Raw genomic sequence first — 15707 nt, 5'->3', positions numbered from 1 at the left:
GGGGAAATCTTAGATGAAAAACGCAGGAAAAAAACTAACGCTCTTCGTATCTATTCTTACTTTGGTAGCTCTTCTGGCTGCTTGCGGCAATAAGCCGGCACAAGAGGATAACAGCGCTGCTGCAGGCAATGACGCTCAAGCAACGACCAAATTGGTGGTTGGCGCTACAGCTGTGCCTCATGCTGAGATTCTGAAGCATATCGAGCCTGCTCTCAAGGAGCAAGGCATCGAGCTTGAAATCAAAGAATTTACAGATTATGTACAGCCAAATGTGCAGTTGGATGAGAAGCAGCTTGACGCGAACTTCTTCCAGCACAAGCCGTACCTTGATGAGCATGTTGCCAAAGCAGGCTTGAAGCTCGTATCTGTAGGAAATATTCATGTTGAGCCATTCGGTGCTTATTCTCAGAAGCTCAAATCCATTGACGAACTGCAGGATGGAGCAACGATTGCTATTCCAAACGATCCTACAAACGGCGGCCGCGCATTGCTCTTGATCGAGAAGCAAGGCTTGATCAAGCTTAAGGAAGGTGCAGGATTAACTGCAACGCTTCGCGATATCGTCGAAAATCCAAAAAACCTTCAGTTCAAAGAGCTTGAGGCAGCAATGCTTCCACGTGTTCTTGGTGAAGTTGACTTTGCGCTGATCAATACGAACTATGCCTTGCAGGCAGATCTTAACCCAACAGCAGACGCATTGTTCATTGAAGATAAGGATTCTCCATATGCCAACATCTTGGTGACACGTGAAGATAACCAAAATGATGATGCGATTCAAAAGCTCCTGAAGGCCCTGCAGTCTGATGATGTGAAGCAATTTATTGACGAAAAGTACAAAGGAGCTATTGTCGCAGCATTTTAATCATGAAAAGCATGCGTCATAATTTCCATAAGATGATGCGGAAGACAGTCTGTTCTCTACTATAGGGGACAGGCTGTTTTTTTATCTAAACGTATTGTCGAATATAAGGAATAAAATGGTTCTATTGTTCTATACTTTTTTCTTACGACAAAATCATAAAAATGAATGAAAAATGATTGACTTCCTTTGAAAAAAACCAGAAAATGATGAAAGATAATTTGTGATCTACGAAAATTGTAATAATATGTCTATATACACGGTGAAATGATATGTTATATTGGTTGAGGCCATATTTAAGTTAAAAACGAATTAATTTTGAAGTAATGGTTTTTAATGTTTCATAATTTATTTAGTTCTCTATGTTATGATAGGTCGATAGGTTCTAAGACCTAATCGATACAGTTAATTAGTACTACTTAAGGTGGGAGATAAATGAACGATAATTGCATATCGGTTGTGATTCCTGCTTACAATGAGGAAGAGGTCATCCTTCGTTGCTACGTAGATTTAACGGAAGTGATGAGCGCTGTAAGTTATCGATATGAGCTTATCTTTGTCAATGATGGTAGTAAAGACCAGACATTAAGCATCCTGACCGATCTGGCGAAGCGGGATGCGCAGGTAAAGATCATTAATTTTGCAAGGAACTTTGGACATCAGGCTGCTGTAACGGCTGGCATTAATCAAGCTGAAGGGGATTGTGTCGTGATCATTGATGCAGACCTTCAGGACCCGCCTAATGTTATCCCTGAGATGCTGGTCAAATGGGAAGAAGGCTATGATGTCGTGTACGGCAAGCGCAAAAAGCGCAAAGGGGAAACGGTGTTTAAGCTCGTTACTGCTTCCATGTTCTATCGCTTTCTTCAGTATATGTCTGACACCGAAATTCCGCGCGATACCGGTGATTTTCGCTTAATTGATCGAAAAGTCGTGCATGTATTCAACCGAATGACTGAAAAAAACAAGTTTATTCGCGGGATCGTAAGCTGGATCGGCTTCAATCAAACTTACGTGGAATACGAGCGCGATGAACGCGCGGCTGGCGTGACCAAGTATCCGCTGCGCAAGATGATTGCATTTGCATCAGATGGCATCTTTTCTTTTTCTTCTAAGCCGCTTAAGCTTATTACCCGCATGGGAATGCTGACCGTTGTTCTTGCTTTTGTGGTATTGGTCTACTCTTTATGCGCGAAGCTTTTGCATCTGCCGATGGTTGAACGAGGCTGGACTTCGCTGATGACCGCAATCACCTTGTTTAGTGGAGTACAAATGCTTTCTCTTGGCATTATGGGGGAATACATCGCTAGAATCTATGATGAGAGCAAAAATAGACCTCAGTATATTGTGCGGGATACGATTCAATATAGGGGGGAAGGCAATATTCCGCCTTCTGTAGGTGCATCGACAGCAAGTCAACAAGAGCTTGAAACCGTTCATAAATAACACCTGAATGAGGGTTGGGGTGCAGCTTTGAATAATGGAAACAAGGGTAATAACAAATGGGCGAGCCTCATGTGCGTCATTTTGTTGCTAAATGTACTTGTAGCTTGTGGCAACATACCAAATGAGGCTTCAAAGCCGATGAATCATACCATATTGCCGGAATCGAATTACGGGAATCGGATGAAGTTGGAAAGAAAGCGCAAGGAGACGGAACATTTTATTACAGATAGCATGTCAGGTCCTTATGGCGTATATACCAACTTCCGAGATTCCCTTCAATCCGATCCGGCAGCCACCGGACACGAGGTGCTTAGCGAATCTGCGGGGATTCTGATGAGGTATTACGCCCTAACGAATCAGAAGGAAGCCTTCTTAGCAGAATGGAAGCGAGCAAAAGAAACATTTGAGCTGCCGTCGGGCTTCAGCTATCGATATAGTCCAAAGCAAGATCGCGCTTATACGATCAATGCTGCCGTGGATGATATGCGCATCATTCGAGCGCTGCATGAGGCAGGCCAGCAGTTTGACGAGCAAGAACTTCAGACTCTTGCCAGCGTCTATGGCACACGTTTTGTTGAGCATAACATCAGGGATGGGGTATTATACGATTTTTATGATGAGAAGTATAAGATGACAAATGACTTTGTGACCCTGTGTTATATCGATTTGACCACACTCAAACTGCTTCCGATCTCCGCTTCTGAGCAAGTGCGCTTGATCGAGCGTATGGAGAAGGTGATCCAGGGTGGATATTTGTCTAATGAATTCCCATTCTATGAGACAAGATATCATTATGATACGGATACATACGATTCGGAGGGCATTAATACCGTCGAATCTCTGCTGACGATTCTGTCGCTTGCAGAAGCAGGACAGCATCGTTCCGAGAGCATTGAATATGTCAAGGAAAAGGTGCGTTCCGGCACGTTGTATGGGAAATATACCAAAGATGGTGCTCCTATGAATGATATTCAATCAACGGCGATTTACGCAATTGCAGCCATGATTGGATCTGTATTACAAGATGCTGAGCTGTACAAAGACAGCATCATGCAAATGGAGAAATTCCGCATTGATGAGCAGACAAGTTCGTTCTACGGAGGGTTTGGAGATCCTTCCTCAGAGATGGCTTTCTCTTTTGATAATTTGATGGCATTGCTCGCTTATGCTTATTGATCAACAGTATGGCGAGCGTGAAGGGCAGGTGGTAAGCATGACAAGGCACCAAAGGTTGGACAAGCTTAAAGATACAATAAGGAAATATAGTCGCTATGTATCCCCTGCCCTGCTAGCGGCTTCTTTGGTAGCCATCATCACGATCATTGCTCTATTTATACCGCCTTATATTGGCATGGCGGATAATGGAGACTATTTTCGTATGCTGTATAGCAATGGTTTATATTTTAACGCCCCAGATTATGACAGCCTCTATTTAGGCTACTTCAACAAGCAATTTGGAATCTTCCAATATTTCAACGAGAATGGGGCAACCCTGACATCCTCACAATCACTGCTTATCCGTTTTTCCATTTGGGTGAATCAATGGTTTGACCAGCATGTGTTTGATATACGCGTTCAAGGCGCTATTTTGACACTGCTGTATATCGCAGCCGTTTATCTGATGGTCGAGGCATTGACTTGGAAGATGCCTGCCAAGTATGGCTATATAGTGGCGATATTGTCCGTGTTTGTATTTGCGGATACTGCCTATACGGCTTTCTTTAATTCATTTTTTAGTGAAAGCATGGTTTGGATCATGCTCATTTATTTGTTCGCTTCAGGACTTCTGATGTTTCGGAAACGATACAACGATTACGCCATGATGGGCATCTTTTTTATTAGCGGGCTTTTGCTTACGACAAGCAAGCAGCAGAATGCTCCTGTCGGGGTTATTATCGCGGTAATTGCTGTTATTTATATTTTTGTTCGCAAGGAGCGCAGCTATCGGGTTCTGATGGCTTCTTCCTTGGCGTGCTTAATGCTGGCAGGAGTGGCTACGTACGTATTAATTCCAAAGGAGTTCGTCAATATCAACAAATATCATGCCATGACACGAGGCGTGCTTATGGAGTCAGAGGACCCCGAAGAGACGCTGCAATCATTCGGCATTGACAGGCAGTATGCCGTATTGAACAAGAGCATCTATTATGAGCCTTATACGACAATTGATGTGGACTCCAGTCTGTTGGAGGATGAATTCTACAGCCATTATGGATTTGTATCCATTCTTACCTATTATATTGCTCATCCTGAGCAAGCAGGCAAGATGCTGGATCTGGCAGCGAAAAATGCATTTACGATTCGTCCGCCTGCCATGGGGAACTACGAGAAGTCTGTTGGCAAGCCATTCGGCGCCCAAACGTCGTTCTTCTCCGGCTATAGTGAGCTGAAGCGAGCACTGGCACCGAAGACCTTCGGCTTTATCGTCATTTGGATGCTCGTTATTTTAGGTATTTATATGCCGCACTTTATCGCAGCCATCAAGGCAAAGCATGTACGCAGCATGCTGAGACTGCCCTTAATCCTGATGGTCATGCTTATGGGCTTGTCCGGTATTTTCGTTTCCATTATAGGCGCGGGGGACGCAGACTTGTCCAAGCATGAATTTTTGTTTACGGCCGCGTTTGATTTGGTCACGTTAACCGCTGTAGCGGATGCGATCTGCAGACATCTATGGCAAAACAAGCCGGAAGCGCTGAAAAAAGCATGACGAACCGTTATAGAGGAAGGAGGCATGCAGTGTGAAAGCCAAGCAAGGATGGCGCAAGAGCGTATTGGTCATGATGACGATGCTGCTAATGCTGCCGGCACCGCTTCAAGCGAAGGCTAAGCCTGAACCTTCTTCCCTGCTGATTGTATACGACAGCTTGGCACTTGGAACCTCGCGCGAAGGGAACGTAGAAGCTTTGCAGCGGCTGCTGGCATCGTTTCAGGTTCAGGTTACCGTGGAATCGCTTGCTGCCTACCAACCAGGCACCTTGACACAATATGACAAGCTGATTGAAATCCAAAACCGTTCAGATATGTGGGATACGCCATCTGAATACGTGAAGGATCTGGAACATTATCAAGGGGAGATGCTGTTCATTGGAGAGAAGCCGAGGGACAGGCTGTCTCAGGCGCTAGGGCTGCAATTGATGGATAAAGCTGCAGCTGCTGACCTGTCGATTGGACCCTTTCAGGAGAATTCCGTTCAGGTTCCGTATCTGTACACGTCGTCTTTGGGCGAGGACAGCTGGTATGGCAGTCTTAAAGCGCATCACGCTGAGGCAGCTTATCCATATGGAGTGAGGGTAGCGCCTTATGCGTATGTTCCATTTCTTGAAAAAGATACGCTAAGCGAGCTGGCCATTAGCTACTTGTTGAAGGATTGGCTTCAACCCTCCCAGCCATCTCATTATTACGTTGTATTTAAGGAAATCTATCCTTTCTCGGATCTCGCGCTGCTTGAGCAATTAGCAGATGAGCTGTTTGAGGCAGGCATTCCATTTATTGCGAGTATTCGTCCAGTATTCAGCAATACCGATTATCCTGCGATGAAGAGATATATACAGGCTTTAAATTATGTTCAATCCCGCAATGGGACGATTGTGGTTAACGCCCCGGTTGTTGCTTCTACGATTCAAGATCTTGATCGAAGCTTATACAACCTGATGGAGCACTTTATTGACGTACTGGCGCAAGACGGGGTCATTGCACTTGGCATGGGAACGGAGATGTATTGGACCTATGACGCGCATTATGCGGATGAAGGCATGAGCTTTTTTGATTCTGCAATTCTATTCCCGAATGAGCGTCTGATGTATAAGTCCAAAAGCAATACATCAGTGGCTTTTTCATCTTCTTTATATAGTATGGATCCTGCCTTTCTGAAGCGTTATTTGATTGACGAGCGCTTGCTTGAGCCGCTACCAATGGATACGGCCTTCACATATGATTTGGTGCAGCAGAAAGAAGAGCTTCTGTCGATTGCAGACAGGCTCAAAAGCAGCTGGATCACATTTGAAGATTACAAGAATGATAGCCATATTGTAAGCACCCCAGCCTATGAGCTGAAGTCAGAACGAGGAGCGCTGTATCGCAATGGGGAACGGATGGGCATTCAGGCAGGCCGCGAGGAGACAAGCGGTGATTATGTCTACAAGGAGCAAGAAGAGAAGAGCTTCGAACAATGGTTCACCGTACAAAACAAAATTTTCATCGTGATTATTTTTATTACTTTGATCGTATTTACCGGTTTCCTTATTATTGGATACCGCATGTACAAACGGAAATATTACAAGTAAGGAGGCAGCCATGACTGTTGCAGACATCCTGATGATGATTGCGGTTGTCAGTATATGGTCCTTGTTGCTCGTCAACGTGGTACTGATCATCGCAGGCTACTTATATTACATCGAGAATGAAAAACGGGAGGTGCCTCCGCTTCCTGAAGACGCGCCGTTTGTCACCATTATGGTTCCTGCTCACAATGAAGGCAAGGTCATAACTCAGACGGTGGAGTCCCTATTGAGGCTGGATTACCCGCATGATCGCTATGAGATTATCGTCATTAATGATAATTCCAGCGATAACAGCAGTGAACTGCTGGCGAAGCTGCAGGACAAGAACCCAACTCGCAATCTGATCATTATTAATACGGATAATGTGACCGGGGGCAAAGGCAAGTCCAATGCGCTGAACATTGGCTTCAAGCAGAGCAAAGGGGAATATATCGCCATTTACGATGCAGACAATACACCAGAGAAGACAGCGCTTCGCTACCTTGTCGGCGAGATCACCCATGATCCGTCCTTAGGGGCTGTAATCGGAAAGTTCCGAACAAGAAATCGCAATGCCAGCCTGCTTACGCGCTTTATTAATATTGAGACGCTGTCCTTCCAATGGATGGCTCAGGCTGGGCGCTGGAAGCTGTTCAAGCTGTGCACGATTCCGGGCACGAACTTTATTATGCGCCGAGAAATTATTGAACGCATTGGGGGCTGGGATGTCAAAGCGATCGCTGAGGATACGGAGATCAGCTTCCGCATCTATATGATGGGCTACCGCATTAAGTTCCAGCCGAAGTCTGTGACCTGGGAACAGGAGCCGCAAACGCTTAAGGTGTGGTTCAAGCAGCGAACAAGATGGGCGAAGGGCAATATATATGTGATTGTCAAAAATATACCGCTGCTCTTTGATCGCTCCGCGAAGCGAATTCATTTTGATCTTTTGTACTTTTTGTCGATATATTTTTTACTGCTCACTTCATTGGTCATGTCCGATGTGCTGCTCATATTGCATGCGCTTGGCTATGTTCATACCACCATTGCAGGGCTTAGTTCCTTCTTATGGCTGCTTGCGGTCATCTTATTCGTCACGGGCACATTCGTCACGCTGATTACCGAGAAAGGAGAGATGAGACTCTCCAATCTATGGATTATTATGCTGATGTATGTATCCTACTGTCAGCTGTGGATGGTTGTAGCGGCGTATGGCTTATACAACTACATTAAAGATTCAATATTCAAACGAGAAGTCAAATGGTACAAAACCGAACGTTATTAAGAAGGGGGGAGAAATCATGAATCGGAGGTCCCTAATCTCCAGCATTCTATGCTTTTTCCTATTGTTCATCTCATGTGGCCAGGTCTATGCGCTTCCTGATCTAGGCGGCAATCGTCTAATCTACGATGCAAAGCTGACAGCGAATCATGTGTCGTTGTCAGGCGTGACTGCGGCGCGCTCGCTTTATATTACGCTTGAAGATTATTGGAACGTCAGTGATCTTACGCTTCATCTTGATTATCAGGCAACACAGCTTGCAAGAGGAGAAGATTCCAGCGTTACGCTTGCTATGAATGGAACGCGCTTCTACTCTTTCCGCCCCGTTATCGATGATCAGAAGAAGCAGACGCTGACGGTATCTGTGCCGAAGGATCTATTGGTCAAAGGCAGCAACACGCTATCGCTTGAAGGATACATTACGACCAATCGGCCCGATCAAATCTGTGTGCCGCCGGAGAAGCGGGACAGCTGGCTCGTGCTGTACAACAGCTCTTTTTCTACAACGACCTTTACGAAAAATGAAGTGATCACCAGCATCAAAGCATTCAACCAACAGTTTGTCGGTCTTGATACATTGTCTGAGAAAAAAAGCGCGATTGGGGTTCCAAGCGACAGTGATTCATCTGAGCTTGCGGCAGCTGTCCATGCCCTTTCCGGCTTCGCGAAGAGCAGCCGCTCTGAAGAGGCTGCTGTGCCTATGCTTCCCTTCCTAGATCCCAAGCTGGACGAGCGGGAGTCCGTCGTCATCGTGGCTTTGTATGATCATTTGCCAGACAAATGGAAGTCAGCGCTTGGAAGCGTTAGCGTCAACAGCAAAGCACTTATTAAAGTTGTGAACACACCCAGCCAGTCGGCGCTGATTGTAACATCGGAAGATCCGATGCTGCTGGAGAAGGCGGGTCGCCTGCTTGCTAACCAGACCCTTGTCCAACAGCTTGATGCAGCTGAAAAATGGGTGGAGGCGAATACGGACGTGGATACACCAGACGTAACGGTTCGTCGTGACGTCACCCTGACCGAGACGGGAGATAAGCTGACGGGCATGATGCATCAGGAGAAGAGTTATTTTGTATCGCTGCCGTCCAACCGATTTATAGCTGATGCGAGCAAAATCAATCTCGATTTCCGCTACTCCGACAATCTTGATTTTGATCGGTCATTGGTTACGATATTCATTAATGATACTCCGATCGGGAGCAAGAAGCTGACGAAGGAACTGTCGAATCAAGATCAGTTGTCGCTGACGATCCCGAAGAACTTGGAGATTTCAGGTAATTTCTCAGTTACGGTAGCCTTTGATCTAGAGCTCAAGAGTGCGGGCTGCATTGAGATATCCGATCAGATGCCGTGGGCTTTTATTACGAAGGAAACCATGCTTCAGTTAAACACAAAGGATCGTACCGATTTATTGTTCAACAATTATCCGAATCCGTTCTTACGAGATGCGAGCTTCAATAAGCTTGCGGTGTTATTGCCAGAGAAGATGGATTCGTATGATTATCTGACAATCGGCAATCTGTTTCACCTGCTTGGCAAGTATGCCGAAGCCAACACAGGAGAAGTGATCTTCTATCATGCCAATCAAGTGCCAGAGGATAAGAAGCTAGAGCCTTATAACATCATTACCATCGGTTCATATATGGATAATCCTTGGATCAAAAAACACAATAAGGAGCTGTTCTTTCGCTACAGCGAGGAAGGCTCGCGAATTGTCTCGAACGAGAAGATGAGCATTGATGAGGAGTATGGCAAGCGAATTGGAACGCTGCAGCTCCTTGAATCGCCGTATGCACCCGGCTATGGCTGGCTTGCTGTGACCGGGGCGAGTTCGAAGTATAGCTATTTGGCATCGAATCTGCTTGCAACGGAAGCGGCCAAATGGAAAGTATTTGGCGATGGCGTCGTAACGGATGTTGATGGCAATATTCAAGCTTTCCGCTTTAAGAAGCAAAGTGAACAAGAGGCAGCCGGGATTCTCGACCAGATTGCAGAGCGAAGCGATGTACTGGGCTTTGTTGTCGTGCTGGGGCTGATTCTGATCATGGTGCTGCTGTCGCTTATTCTCTTGATTCGCAAGTATAGAAAGAGAGCAGGTGAACAACGATGAAGCGCTATCGGAGCAGCTTGCTGTCGGACGCAGCATTCCTTTTGCTGTTTGTCATCTGTTTTATTCATATCGTGTTTACGGCGGGGGATCAGGACCGCTACTTGATCAATATGATCCTATTGAATGTGTCCTTCCTGATCGCGATTCTGACCTACTTTACAAGCATTATGGTAGGGCTTATTCTCAATATTGTGTTTATTTTTGGATACGGTACCTATACGCTGTATCAAACGTTTATTGTAGGCGAGTCGCTGCAGGCGTATCATTACTATTGGCTCATTATGACACCAGTGTTCACCATCATTGTTGCTTTGCTGACGTATGCCAATCGTGAGCTGCAAGAGGAAAAGGAGCAGCTTCAGAAGCGAAACGCATCGCTTGCTACCATTGATGAGCGCACCAATCTGAAGAATTCGCGCTCCTTTCAAAGTGACGCGAATATCTTCATGGCGCTGTCGACAAGATATCATATCCCCTTGACGCTGTTGGTGATGACTGTGAAGCACTGGGATGAATTAAGCCGCATGATAAGCGAAGCGCAGATTACCGAGATGGTATATGATATTTCCAAGCTTAGCGAAACTAGCATTCGAATGAATGACTCCTTGTACATGCTTAATTCCGATCATCCAACCTGGGGCTTGCTTCTCTTTACCGATCAGGACGGTGCAAATGTAGTGGTGAATCGTCTTAAGGAAAAGCTGGAGTCTTTTAACACAATAGAGTTCTCCAACAAATATAAGCACGAGATGAAGCTGACAATTGGCACCATCCAGTACAATCCGGAAGAGATTCCGACGCCGCTTGATTTCATCAAGAAGGCGCGCCAGAAGATGGAGTACGATGTATAGAATAGAAGGAGAGGCACAGAATGCACAATGAGAAGCTGCAATCACTGCGCTCGTTTGTCACGTTTGGTCTTGTGGGTGTGGTGAATACCGGCGTTGACTTTGCTGTCTTTACCTTGCTTGCCTGGTGTCAGCTGCCTTGGCTTCTTGCTCAAGCAGCGGCATACAGCTGCGGGGTGCTGAACAGCTTCTTCATGAATCGCAAATGGACCTTCAAGCAGCAGGAAGGACCTCTGCTGAAGGGGTTGGCTCGGTTTGTCATTCTAAATGCGATAACGCTTGTAGTGACTTCCATTGTCATCTGGCTGCTTCACCATCATTTGGGGGCTGCGATCTTATGGAGCAAAGGTGCCGCTACGCTTATTGGCGTTGTGTTGAACTTCGTTGGCAGCCGCCTATGGGTATTTAAGCCGGCTGCTGCAAGCGCGGAATCCTCCATGTTATCAAGATCATCAGGGTAATCTTGCTGGGCAAGGAATCCCGTCATAGTCGCGATTCAGGCAGAGACGTTATGGAGTAGTCATGACTATCCGTAGCGTCTCTGCCTTTTTTCGTTATGTTGTTCTTGCAAGTCAAATCTTTTATACTGAATATGGAAACGATGATCTTCAGTCAAGGGAGGGGCTTCGTGCGTGGATAAGGAGCGAAGAACGGCTCTCATTACGGGGAGTGCCAAAGGACTGGGGAAGATGACAGCACTGACTTTGGCTGAATCGGGTTGCGACATCATCTTGAATTACGTACATAGCGAACAGGAAGCGAAGGAACTGATGCGAGAGCTTCAAGGCATGGGGGTTCGATGTGCGTGCATTCAAGCCGATATTTCAAGACCAGATGATGTGAAGCGAATGGTGCATACGATCAAGACAGATGCTGTCATGCCGGACATTGTTGTGAACAACGCCGGTCCTTTTATTCGTGAACGCAGAGAGTTTGTCGATTATACAGAAGAAGAGATTTTTTATATTGTAAATGGAAACTTAACAGGTGTTATGCTGCTTGATCATCTGCTCTTGCCCGCGATGCGAGAGAGAGGATGGGGAAGAGTGATACACTATGGGTTCGGACATGCTGCAGAAGCAAGGGCATGGCCTCATCGCGCCGTATATGCTGCTGCCAAGGTAGGCTTAGTGTCCTTTACGAAGACACTAGCTGTAGAGGAGGCGCCGCATGGGATTACGGTCAATATGGTGTGCCCAGGGGATATTCGCGGCATGGACAAGGAGCGTACGATTGCAGAAGTGGCTCATCGGGCAGATGCGGAATCACCTCGCGGAAGACCCGGATCAGGCGAGGATATTGCTCGTGTCATTCACTTTCTATGCGAAGAGAAGTCGGACTTTATTACAGGCAATATGATTGACGTATCTGGGGGCTTGGACCCGATTCGGGCGATTATTGAGAAGAAGCCGTCTCTAGGCAGCAAGCGATAATCCTTGTATTCGATGATTGGGTTGATCTCTACAGCTTATAGCAGCTGCTAACGTTTTTGTGACGGAGAATGAGCCAGCATGAATCAAAAACAAAAAAAGTGCTGACTAAGCTCTGGGCTTAGCAGCACTTTTTACTTCCATCTAGGATGGAGAAGGCATTAGAATACTTGTACGACTTCTTGTACGCCTTCGATCTCTTCCATCAATGCGCGCTCAATACCTGCTTTAAGCGTGATGGTTGAGCTTGGGCAGCTTCCGCATGCACCCATCAGACGCAGCTTGACGATACCGTCCTCCACGTCAACCAATTCAACATCACCGCCGTCGCGCTGCAAGAACGGACGAAGTTTATCCAACACTTCTAGCACGTCATCATACATGCCGTTTTGTGTAGCTTCACTCATTAGGTCCAACTCCTTTCATCATTGCTTCTTTTATTATATTATAAAGCTAGCGTAATTCAAAGAGACAAGCGTAAAGGGAGGATTCTGTCAATGAGGCCGATCATCGAATTCTGCGTCAACAACATGCATCATGGCACGGATGTGCTCATGAAGGAGTTGGAGCAGAATCCAGATTATGACGTCATCGAGTACGGCTGTCTTGGCAACTGCGGTGAATGCTACATGTTTCCCTTTGCTTATGTGAATGGCGAGATTGTAGCAGCTGAAACAGTCGATGAGCTAAGAACGCGCATCTTAGATGAAATCGAACAAATAAAACAATGGGAGCAGCTTGATATCGATTGATATCACTGCTCCCTTTAATATGTCTAGCCGCTTAATCGATTATCCAAAGTGATGCTTGGACATCCAGAGCACGCCGCTCTTGATGACACGAGGGACATATCCAACCAGTGGATGCTTCCCGAGCATGGCAAAGCCGGATTTCTTGCCGAGTGAGCCAAGTGTCCCCTTCAGCTTAATGCGGCCAAGCGTCGGTGTCTCGCCTTTCCATAGCGCAAGCGCGACATCTGCGATTTGCTCGCCTTGCACGCCTGCTGCTTGTGCGCTTGGCGATAAGGGAAGGCTCGCACAGTCCCCAACCATGAATACATTAGGATGAGCAGGGATCTGATGGTATACATTGATCTTTACTCTTCCTTGGGGATCCTTTTCCACTTGAAGATTCTGTACAACCTCGACTGGCTGGATGCCAGCGGTCCATACCGTTACCTCGGAATCCATCTCTTCATAATCGTCTTCACGCTTGTTATAGATAACTCCTTGCTCAAGCTTCACGACGTTGATATGGCTGCGAAGCTCAACATCATGCTCATGGAACCATGAGGATACGAAGGTAGACAGCTTCTCAGGAAATGGAGACAAGATGCGCGGTCCCCGATCACATAAGCGAATGTTCAAGTCCGGACGGCTCTCACGCAGCTCAGCCGCCGCCTCAACACCACTTAAGCCGCCGCCGATGATTGATACTTGGCCGTATGGCTTAATATCGTTGACGAGCTGATAGGTTCGGCGTGTCTCAGCAAGCGATTGGATGCTGTTGCCGAAGGTCTCTGCTCCCGGAATGCCGTGATAGCGATCTGTACACCCAAGGCCGATCACGAGCTGGTCATAAGGAATGACCGGATACTCTTCATGATCAAGGTGAACGAGCTGCTGTTCTAGATCAATGCTCGTAATATCGCCGTAGCGAATGATAACGCGAGGATCGTTCGGGAAAGCAACCCGAATCTCCGTTTCTGCTACGGTACCTGCGAGAAGTGCGTAATATTCGGTCTTCAATCCTTGATATGGCATGCGGTCAATCAGCGTAATCTCAACGTCAGAAGGAAGGCCTCCTTCAAGGAGACGATTAATGATTGCAAGGCCCCCATACCCTCCACCACACACTACAAAACGCTTCATATTAGATATTCCCCCCAAGATGCCGATTCACTTGTGTTCCCGCAATGTATTGCGGATCATGATCAGTACGGCTCCTTATCCTTATCCAATGCTGCTTCTCTTCTTAGGTGCAGTTTACGATCTAGGAGTAGCTTATCTCTTTCCTGAGCTGACACTGTAGAAAGCTATATATATTTAACGGGTGATGGATAATATGGAGCATGCTCAAGCTTATCCATCATCTCCGATGCAGCCTGCTGGAAGCCCTCGATCTAGAAGGCTGTACAAGCGGTTATTGCTGAACACAGTCGTAAGCGGACCTGAATCAGGCCCGCTCTTCTATTATTCATACACTTTTAATACATTGTAGAAGGTATCGCGTTCGATTGGCGTACGGCCGGCACCCTTGATCAGCCAGACAAGCTCATCGCGAGTTAAGCCTTCAGGCGTGAGTGCGCCTGCGGAGTGGCTGATCCGCTCTTTTACGAGCGTACCATGAACATCGGAAGCACCGAAGGTAAGCGAGAGCTGAGTGAGCTGTGTGCCGATGTTGATGAAGTAGGCTTTGATATGCTGAATGTTGTCAAGCATAAGGCGGCTGATCGCAATCGTCTTAAGGTCTTCATAAGCCGAGTTGCGGCGCTTGATGCTTGCCTTGGGACTCTTAGGCTGCATGGACAATGGGATAAAGACAAGGAATCCATTCGTCTCATCTTGGAGCTCACGGATGTGGATCATATGGCGTACACGATCCTCATGCGTCTCGATGGCGCCGTACAGCATTGTCGTGTGTGTCTTAAGACCAAGCTGATGGGCTGTGCGGTGGACTTCAAGATAACGCTCAACGCCAGCCTTCTCGACTCTCATCTTCTTGCGGTATTCATCAGAAAGAATCTCGGCACCGCCGCCTGTTAACGATTCAAGGCCAGCATCAATCAACTGGCGCAGCACTTCTTCGATGCTGAGTCCGGAGATGCGGGTGAAGAAATCAATCTCTGCCGCTGTGTATGCCTTTAGCGCGACCTGTGGATAACGCTCTTTCAGCGCTTTTAACGAATCCACATAGTATTGAAAAGGAACATGCGGGTTGTGTCCGCCAACGATGTGAAATTCCTGAACGTTAGGATTGATATGCTGATCTACGTAAGCGATCATTTCTTCCCCAGACAGCGTATAGGCACCTTCATCGCCTTCATCCTTGCGGAAGTTGCAGAAGGCGCAGTGCGCTTCACATACATTTGTGAAGTAAAGGGACATATTTTCAATAAAATAGACATTTTTGCCGTTCTTGCGCATGTTGGCCAGATTGGCTAATTGTCCCAGGGTCAAAATATCGTCACTTTCATATAAATATACGCCGTCTTCGAGCGTCAAGCGTTCACCGCGTTCTACTTTGTCTGCAATCTCAGACATGCGCGGATCTGCATGACGTGTCCATAAAGCTGTCGTCATTAAGTAGTACCTCCTAGCGCGAATTGTATCGAACTCTATTCTGCTGACGTTCAAAAGAAATACTCTACCGGGCAGGCAGAGAATGGATGTCAAAAAAGTACGATAACGCTCTTTTCAAAAAATACAGTGAAACCAATCACATGTACAACACATTCATTATACTCCTGC

At 46.6% G+C, this 15707-nt stretch carries 14 protein-coding genes; 11 read left to right on the top strand and 3 right to left on the bottom strand.

All coding sequences use genetic code 11. The features are described from left to right. Positions 1-13: 13 nt before the first annotated feature. The 10 genes from B9Y93_RS20860 to B9Y93_RS20815 all read left to right on the top strand — a co-directional run bounded on the left by B9Y93_RS20860 (position 14) and on the right by B9Y93_RS20815 (position 12240). On the top strand, positions 14-862 hold the full coding sequence (locus tag B9Y93_RS20860; RefSeq protein ID WP_085497863.1) for a MetQ/NlpA family ABC transporter substrate-binding protein: 849 nt from the start codon (positions 14-16) through the stop codon (positions 860-862). A gap of 432 nt (positions 863-1294) precedes the next feature. After that, positions 1295-2305, top strand: coding sequence for a glycosyltransferase (locus tag B9Y93_RS20855; protein WP_085497860.1), 1011 nt, complete (start codon positions 1295-1297; stop codon positions 2303-2305). Between the two features lie 138 nt (positions 2306-2443). Further along, positions 2444-3481: a hypothetical protein gene (locus B9Y93_RS20850; protein WP_244903521.1), complete on the top strand. Its 1038-nt coding sequence runs from the start codon at positions 2444-2446 to the stop codon at positions 3479-3481. 37 nt (positions 3482-3518) lie between these two features. Next, positions 3519-5015, top strand: coding sequence for a glycan biosynthesis hexose transferase WsfD (wsfD, locus tag B9Y93_RS20845; RefSeq protein WP_085498017.1), 1497 nt, complete (start codon positions 3519-3521; stop codon positions 5013-5015). A gap of 31 nt (positions 5016-5046) precedes the next feature. Next, positions 5047-6591: a hypothetical protein gene (locus tag B9Y93_RS20840; RefSeq protein WP_085497854.1), complete on the top strand. Its 1545-nt coding sequence runs from the start codon at positions 5047-5049 to the stop codon at positions 6589-6591. 10 nt (positions 6592-6601) lie between these two features. Next, complete coding sequence (locus B9Y93_RS20835; RefSeq protein WP_085497852.1) at positions 6602-7852, top strand: glycosyltransferase family 2 protein; 1251 nt, start codon at positions 6602-6604, stop codon at positions 7850-7852. A 16-nt stretch (positions 7853-7868) separates the two neighbouring features. After that, complete coding sequence (locus B9Y93_RS20830) at positions 7869-9959, top strand: cellulose biosynthesis cyclic di-GMP-binding regulatory protein BcsB (protein ID WP_085497850.1); 2091 nt, start codon at positions 7869-7871, stop codon at positions 9957-9959. Continuing rightward, positions 9956-10810 (top strand): diguanylate cyclase domain-containing protein, encoded by an 855-nt coding sequence (locus tag B9Y93_RS20825; protein WP_085497848.1) that lies wholly within the window; start codon positions 9956-9958, stop codon positions 10808-10810. Before B9Y93_RS20830 ends, B9Y93_RS20825 begins: the two co-directional genes overlap by 4 nt. A gap of 20 nt (positions 10811-10830) precedes the next feature. Further along, positions 10831-11268: a GtrA family protein gene (locus tag B9Y93_RS20820; RefSeq protein ID WP_085497845.1), complete on the top strand. Its 438-nt coding sequence runs from the start codon at positions 10831-10833 to the stop codon at positions 11266-11268. Between the two features lie 171 nt (positions 11269-11439). After that, the gene (locus tag B9Y93_RS20815; RefSeq protein ID WP_085497842.1) at positions 11440-12240 is read left to right on the top strand and encodes an SDR family oxidoreductase; all 801 of its coding nucleotides are present in this window, start codon (positions 11440-11442) and stop codon (positions 12238-12240) included. 158 nt (positions 12241-12398) lie between these two features. Here B9Y93_RS20815 and B9Y93_RS20810 read toward each other — a convergent pair whose 3' ends face one another. Beyond that, the gene (locus tag B9Y93_RS20810; protein ID WP_085497840.1) at positions 12399-12644 is read right to left on the bottom strand and encodes a NifU family protein; all 246 of its coding nucleotides are present in this window, start codon (positions 12642-12644) and stop codon (positions 12399-12401) included. A gap of 90 nt (positions 12645-12734) precedes the next feature. Here B9Y93_RS20810 and B9Y93_RS20805 point away from each other — a divergent pair, with 90 nt between their 5' ends. Next, complete coding sequence (locus tag B9Y93_RS20805) at positions 12735-12989, top strand: YuzB family protein (protein WP_085497837.1); 255 nt, start codon at positions 12735-12737, stop codon at positions 12987-12989. A gap of 39 nt (positions 12990-13028) precedes the next feature. On the opposite strand, the gene B9Y93_RS20800 is transcribed toward B9Y93_RS20805, so the two are convergent. Continuing rightward, positions 13029-14108 carry an NAD(P)/FAD-dependent oxidoreductase gene (locus B9Y93_RS20800; protein ID WP_085497834.1) on the bottom strand — a complete coding sequence of 360 codons (1080 nt, stop codon included), beginning with the start codon at positions 14106-14108 and terminating at the stop codon, positions 13029-13031. 321 nt (positions 14109-14429) lie between these two features. Beyond that, positions 14430-15539, bottom strand: a complete 1110-nt coding sequence (mqnE, locus tag B9Y93_RS20795) for an aminofutalosine synthase MqnE (RefSeq protein WP_085497831.1) — start codon at positions 15537-15539, stop codon at positions 14430-14432. Positions 15540-15707 lie beyond the last annotated feature (168 nt).

The organism is Paenibacillus aquistagni (assembly GCF_900177815.1).
Lineage (GTDB): Bacteria > Bacillota > Bacilli > Paenibacillales > Paenibacillaceae > Paenibacillus_B > Paenibacillus_B aquistagni.
The sequence above is the reverse complement of the archived record's forward strand: the minus strand, read 5'-3'. Positions and strand labels throughout refer to the sequence as shown.

What these genes read in the sequence shown, in the direction of transcription:
- B9Y93_RS20820 (WP_085497845.1), top strand. Translation starts at nt 10,831, where the DNA reads ATGCACAATGAGAAGCTGCAATCACTGCGCTCGTTTGTCACGTTTGGT.
- B9Y93_RS20830 (WP_085497850.1), top strand. Translation starts at nt 7,869, where the DNA reads ATGAATCGGAGGTCCCTAATCTCCAGCATTCTATGCTTTTTCCTATTG.
- B9Y93_RS20810 (WP_085497840.1), bottom strand. Translation starts at nt 12,644, where the DNA reads ATGAGTGAAGCTACACAAAACGGCATGTATGATGACGTGCTAGAAGTG.
- B9Y93_RS20855 (WP_085497860.1), top strand. Translation starts at nt 1,295, where the DNA reads ATGAACGATAATTGCATATCGGTTGTGATTCCTGCTTACAATGAGGAA.
- B9Y93_RS20825 (WP_085497848.1), top strand. Translation starts at nt 9,956, where the DNA reads ATGAAGCGCTATCGGAGCAGCTTGCTGTCGGACGCAGCATTCCTTTTG.
- B9Y93_RS20835 (WP_085497852.1), top strand. Translation starts at nt 6,602, where the DNA reads ATGACTGTTGCAGACATCCTGATGATGATTGCGGTTGTCAGTATATGG.
- B9Y93_RS20860 (WP_085497863.1), top strand. Translation starts at nt 14, where the DNA reads ATGAAAAACGCAGGAAAAAAACTAACGCTCTTCGTATCTATTCTTACT.
- wsfD (WP_085498017.1), top strand. Translation starts at nt 3,519, where the DNA reads ATGACAAGGCACCAAAGGTTGGACAAGCTTAAAGATACAATAAGGAAA.
- B9Y93_RS20805 (WP_085497837.1), top strand. Translation starts at nt 12,735, where the DNA reads ATGAGGCCGATCATCGAATTCTGCGTCAACAACATGCATCATGGCACG.
- B9Y93_RS20850 (WP_244903521.1), top strand. Translation starts at nt 2,444, where the DNA reads ATGAATCATACCATATTGCCGGAATCGAATTACGGGAATCGGATGAAG.
- B9Y93_RS20800 (WP_085497834.1), bottom strand. Translation starts at nt 14,108, where the DNA reads ATGAAGCGTTTTGTAGTGTGTGGTGGAGGGTATGGGGGCCTTGCAATC.
- mqnE (WP_085497831.1), bottom strand. Translation starts at nt 15,539, where the DNA reads ATGACGACAGCTTTATGGACACGTCATGCAGATCCGCGCATGTCTGAG.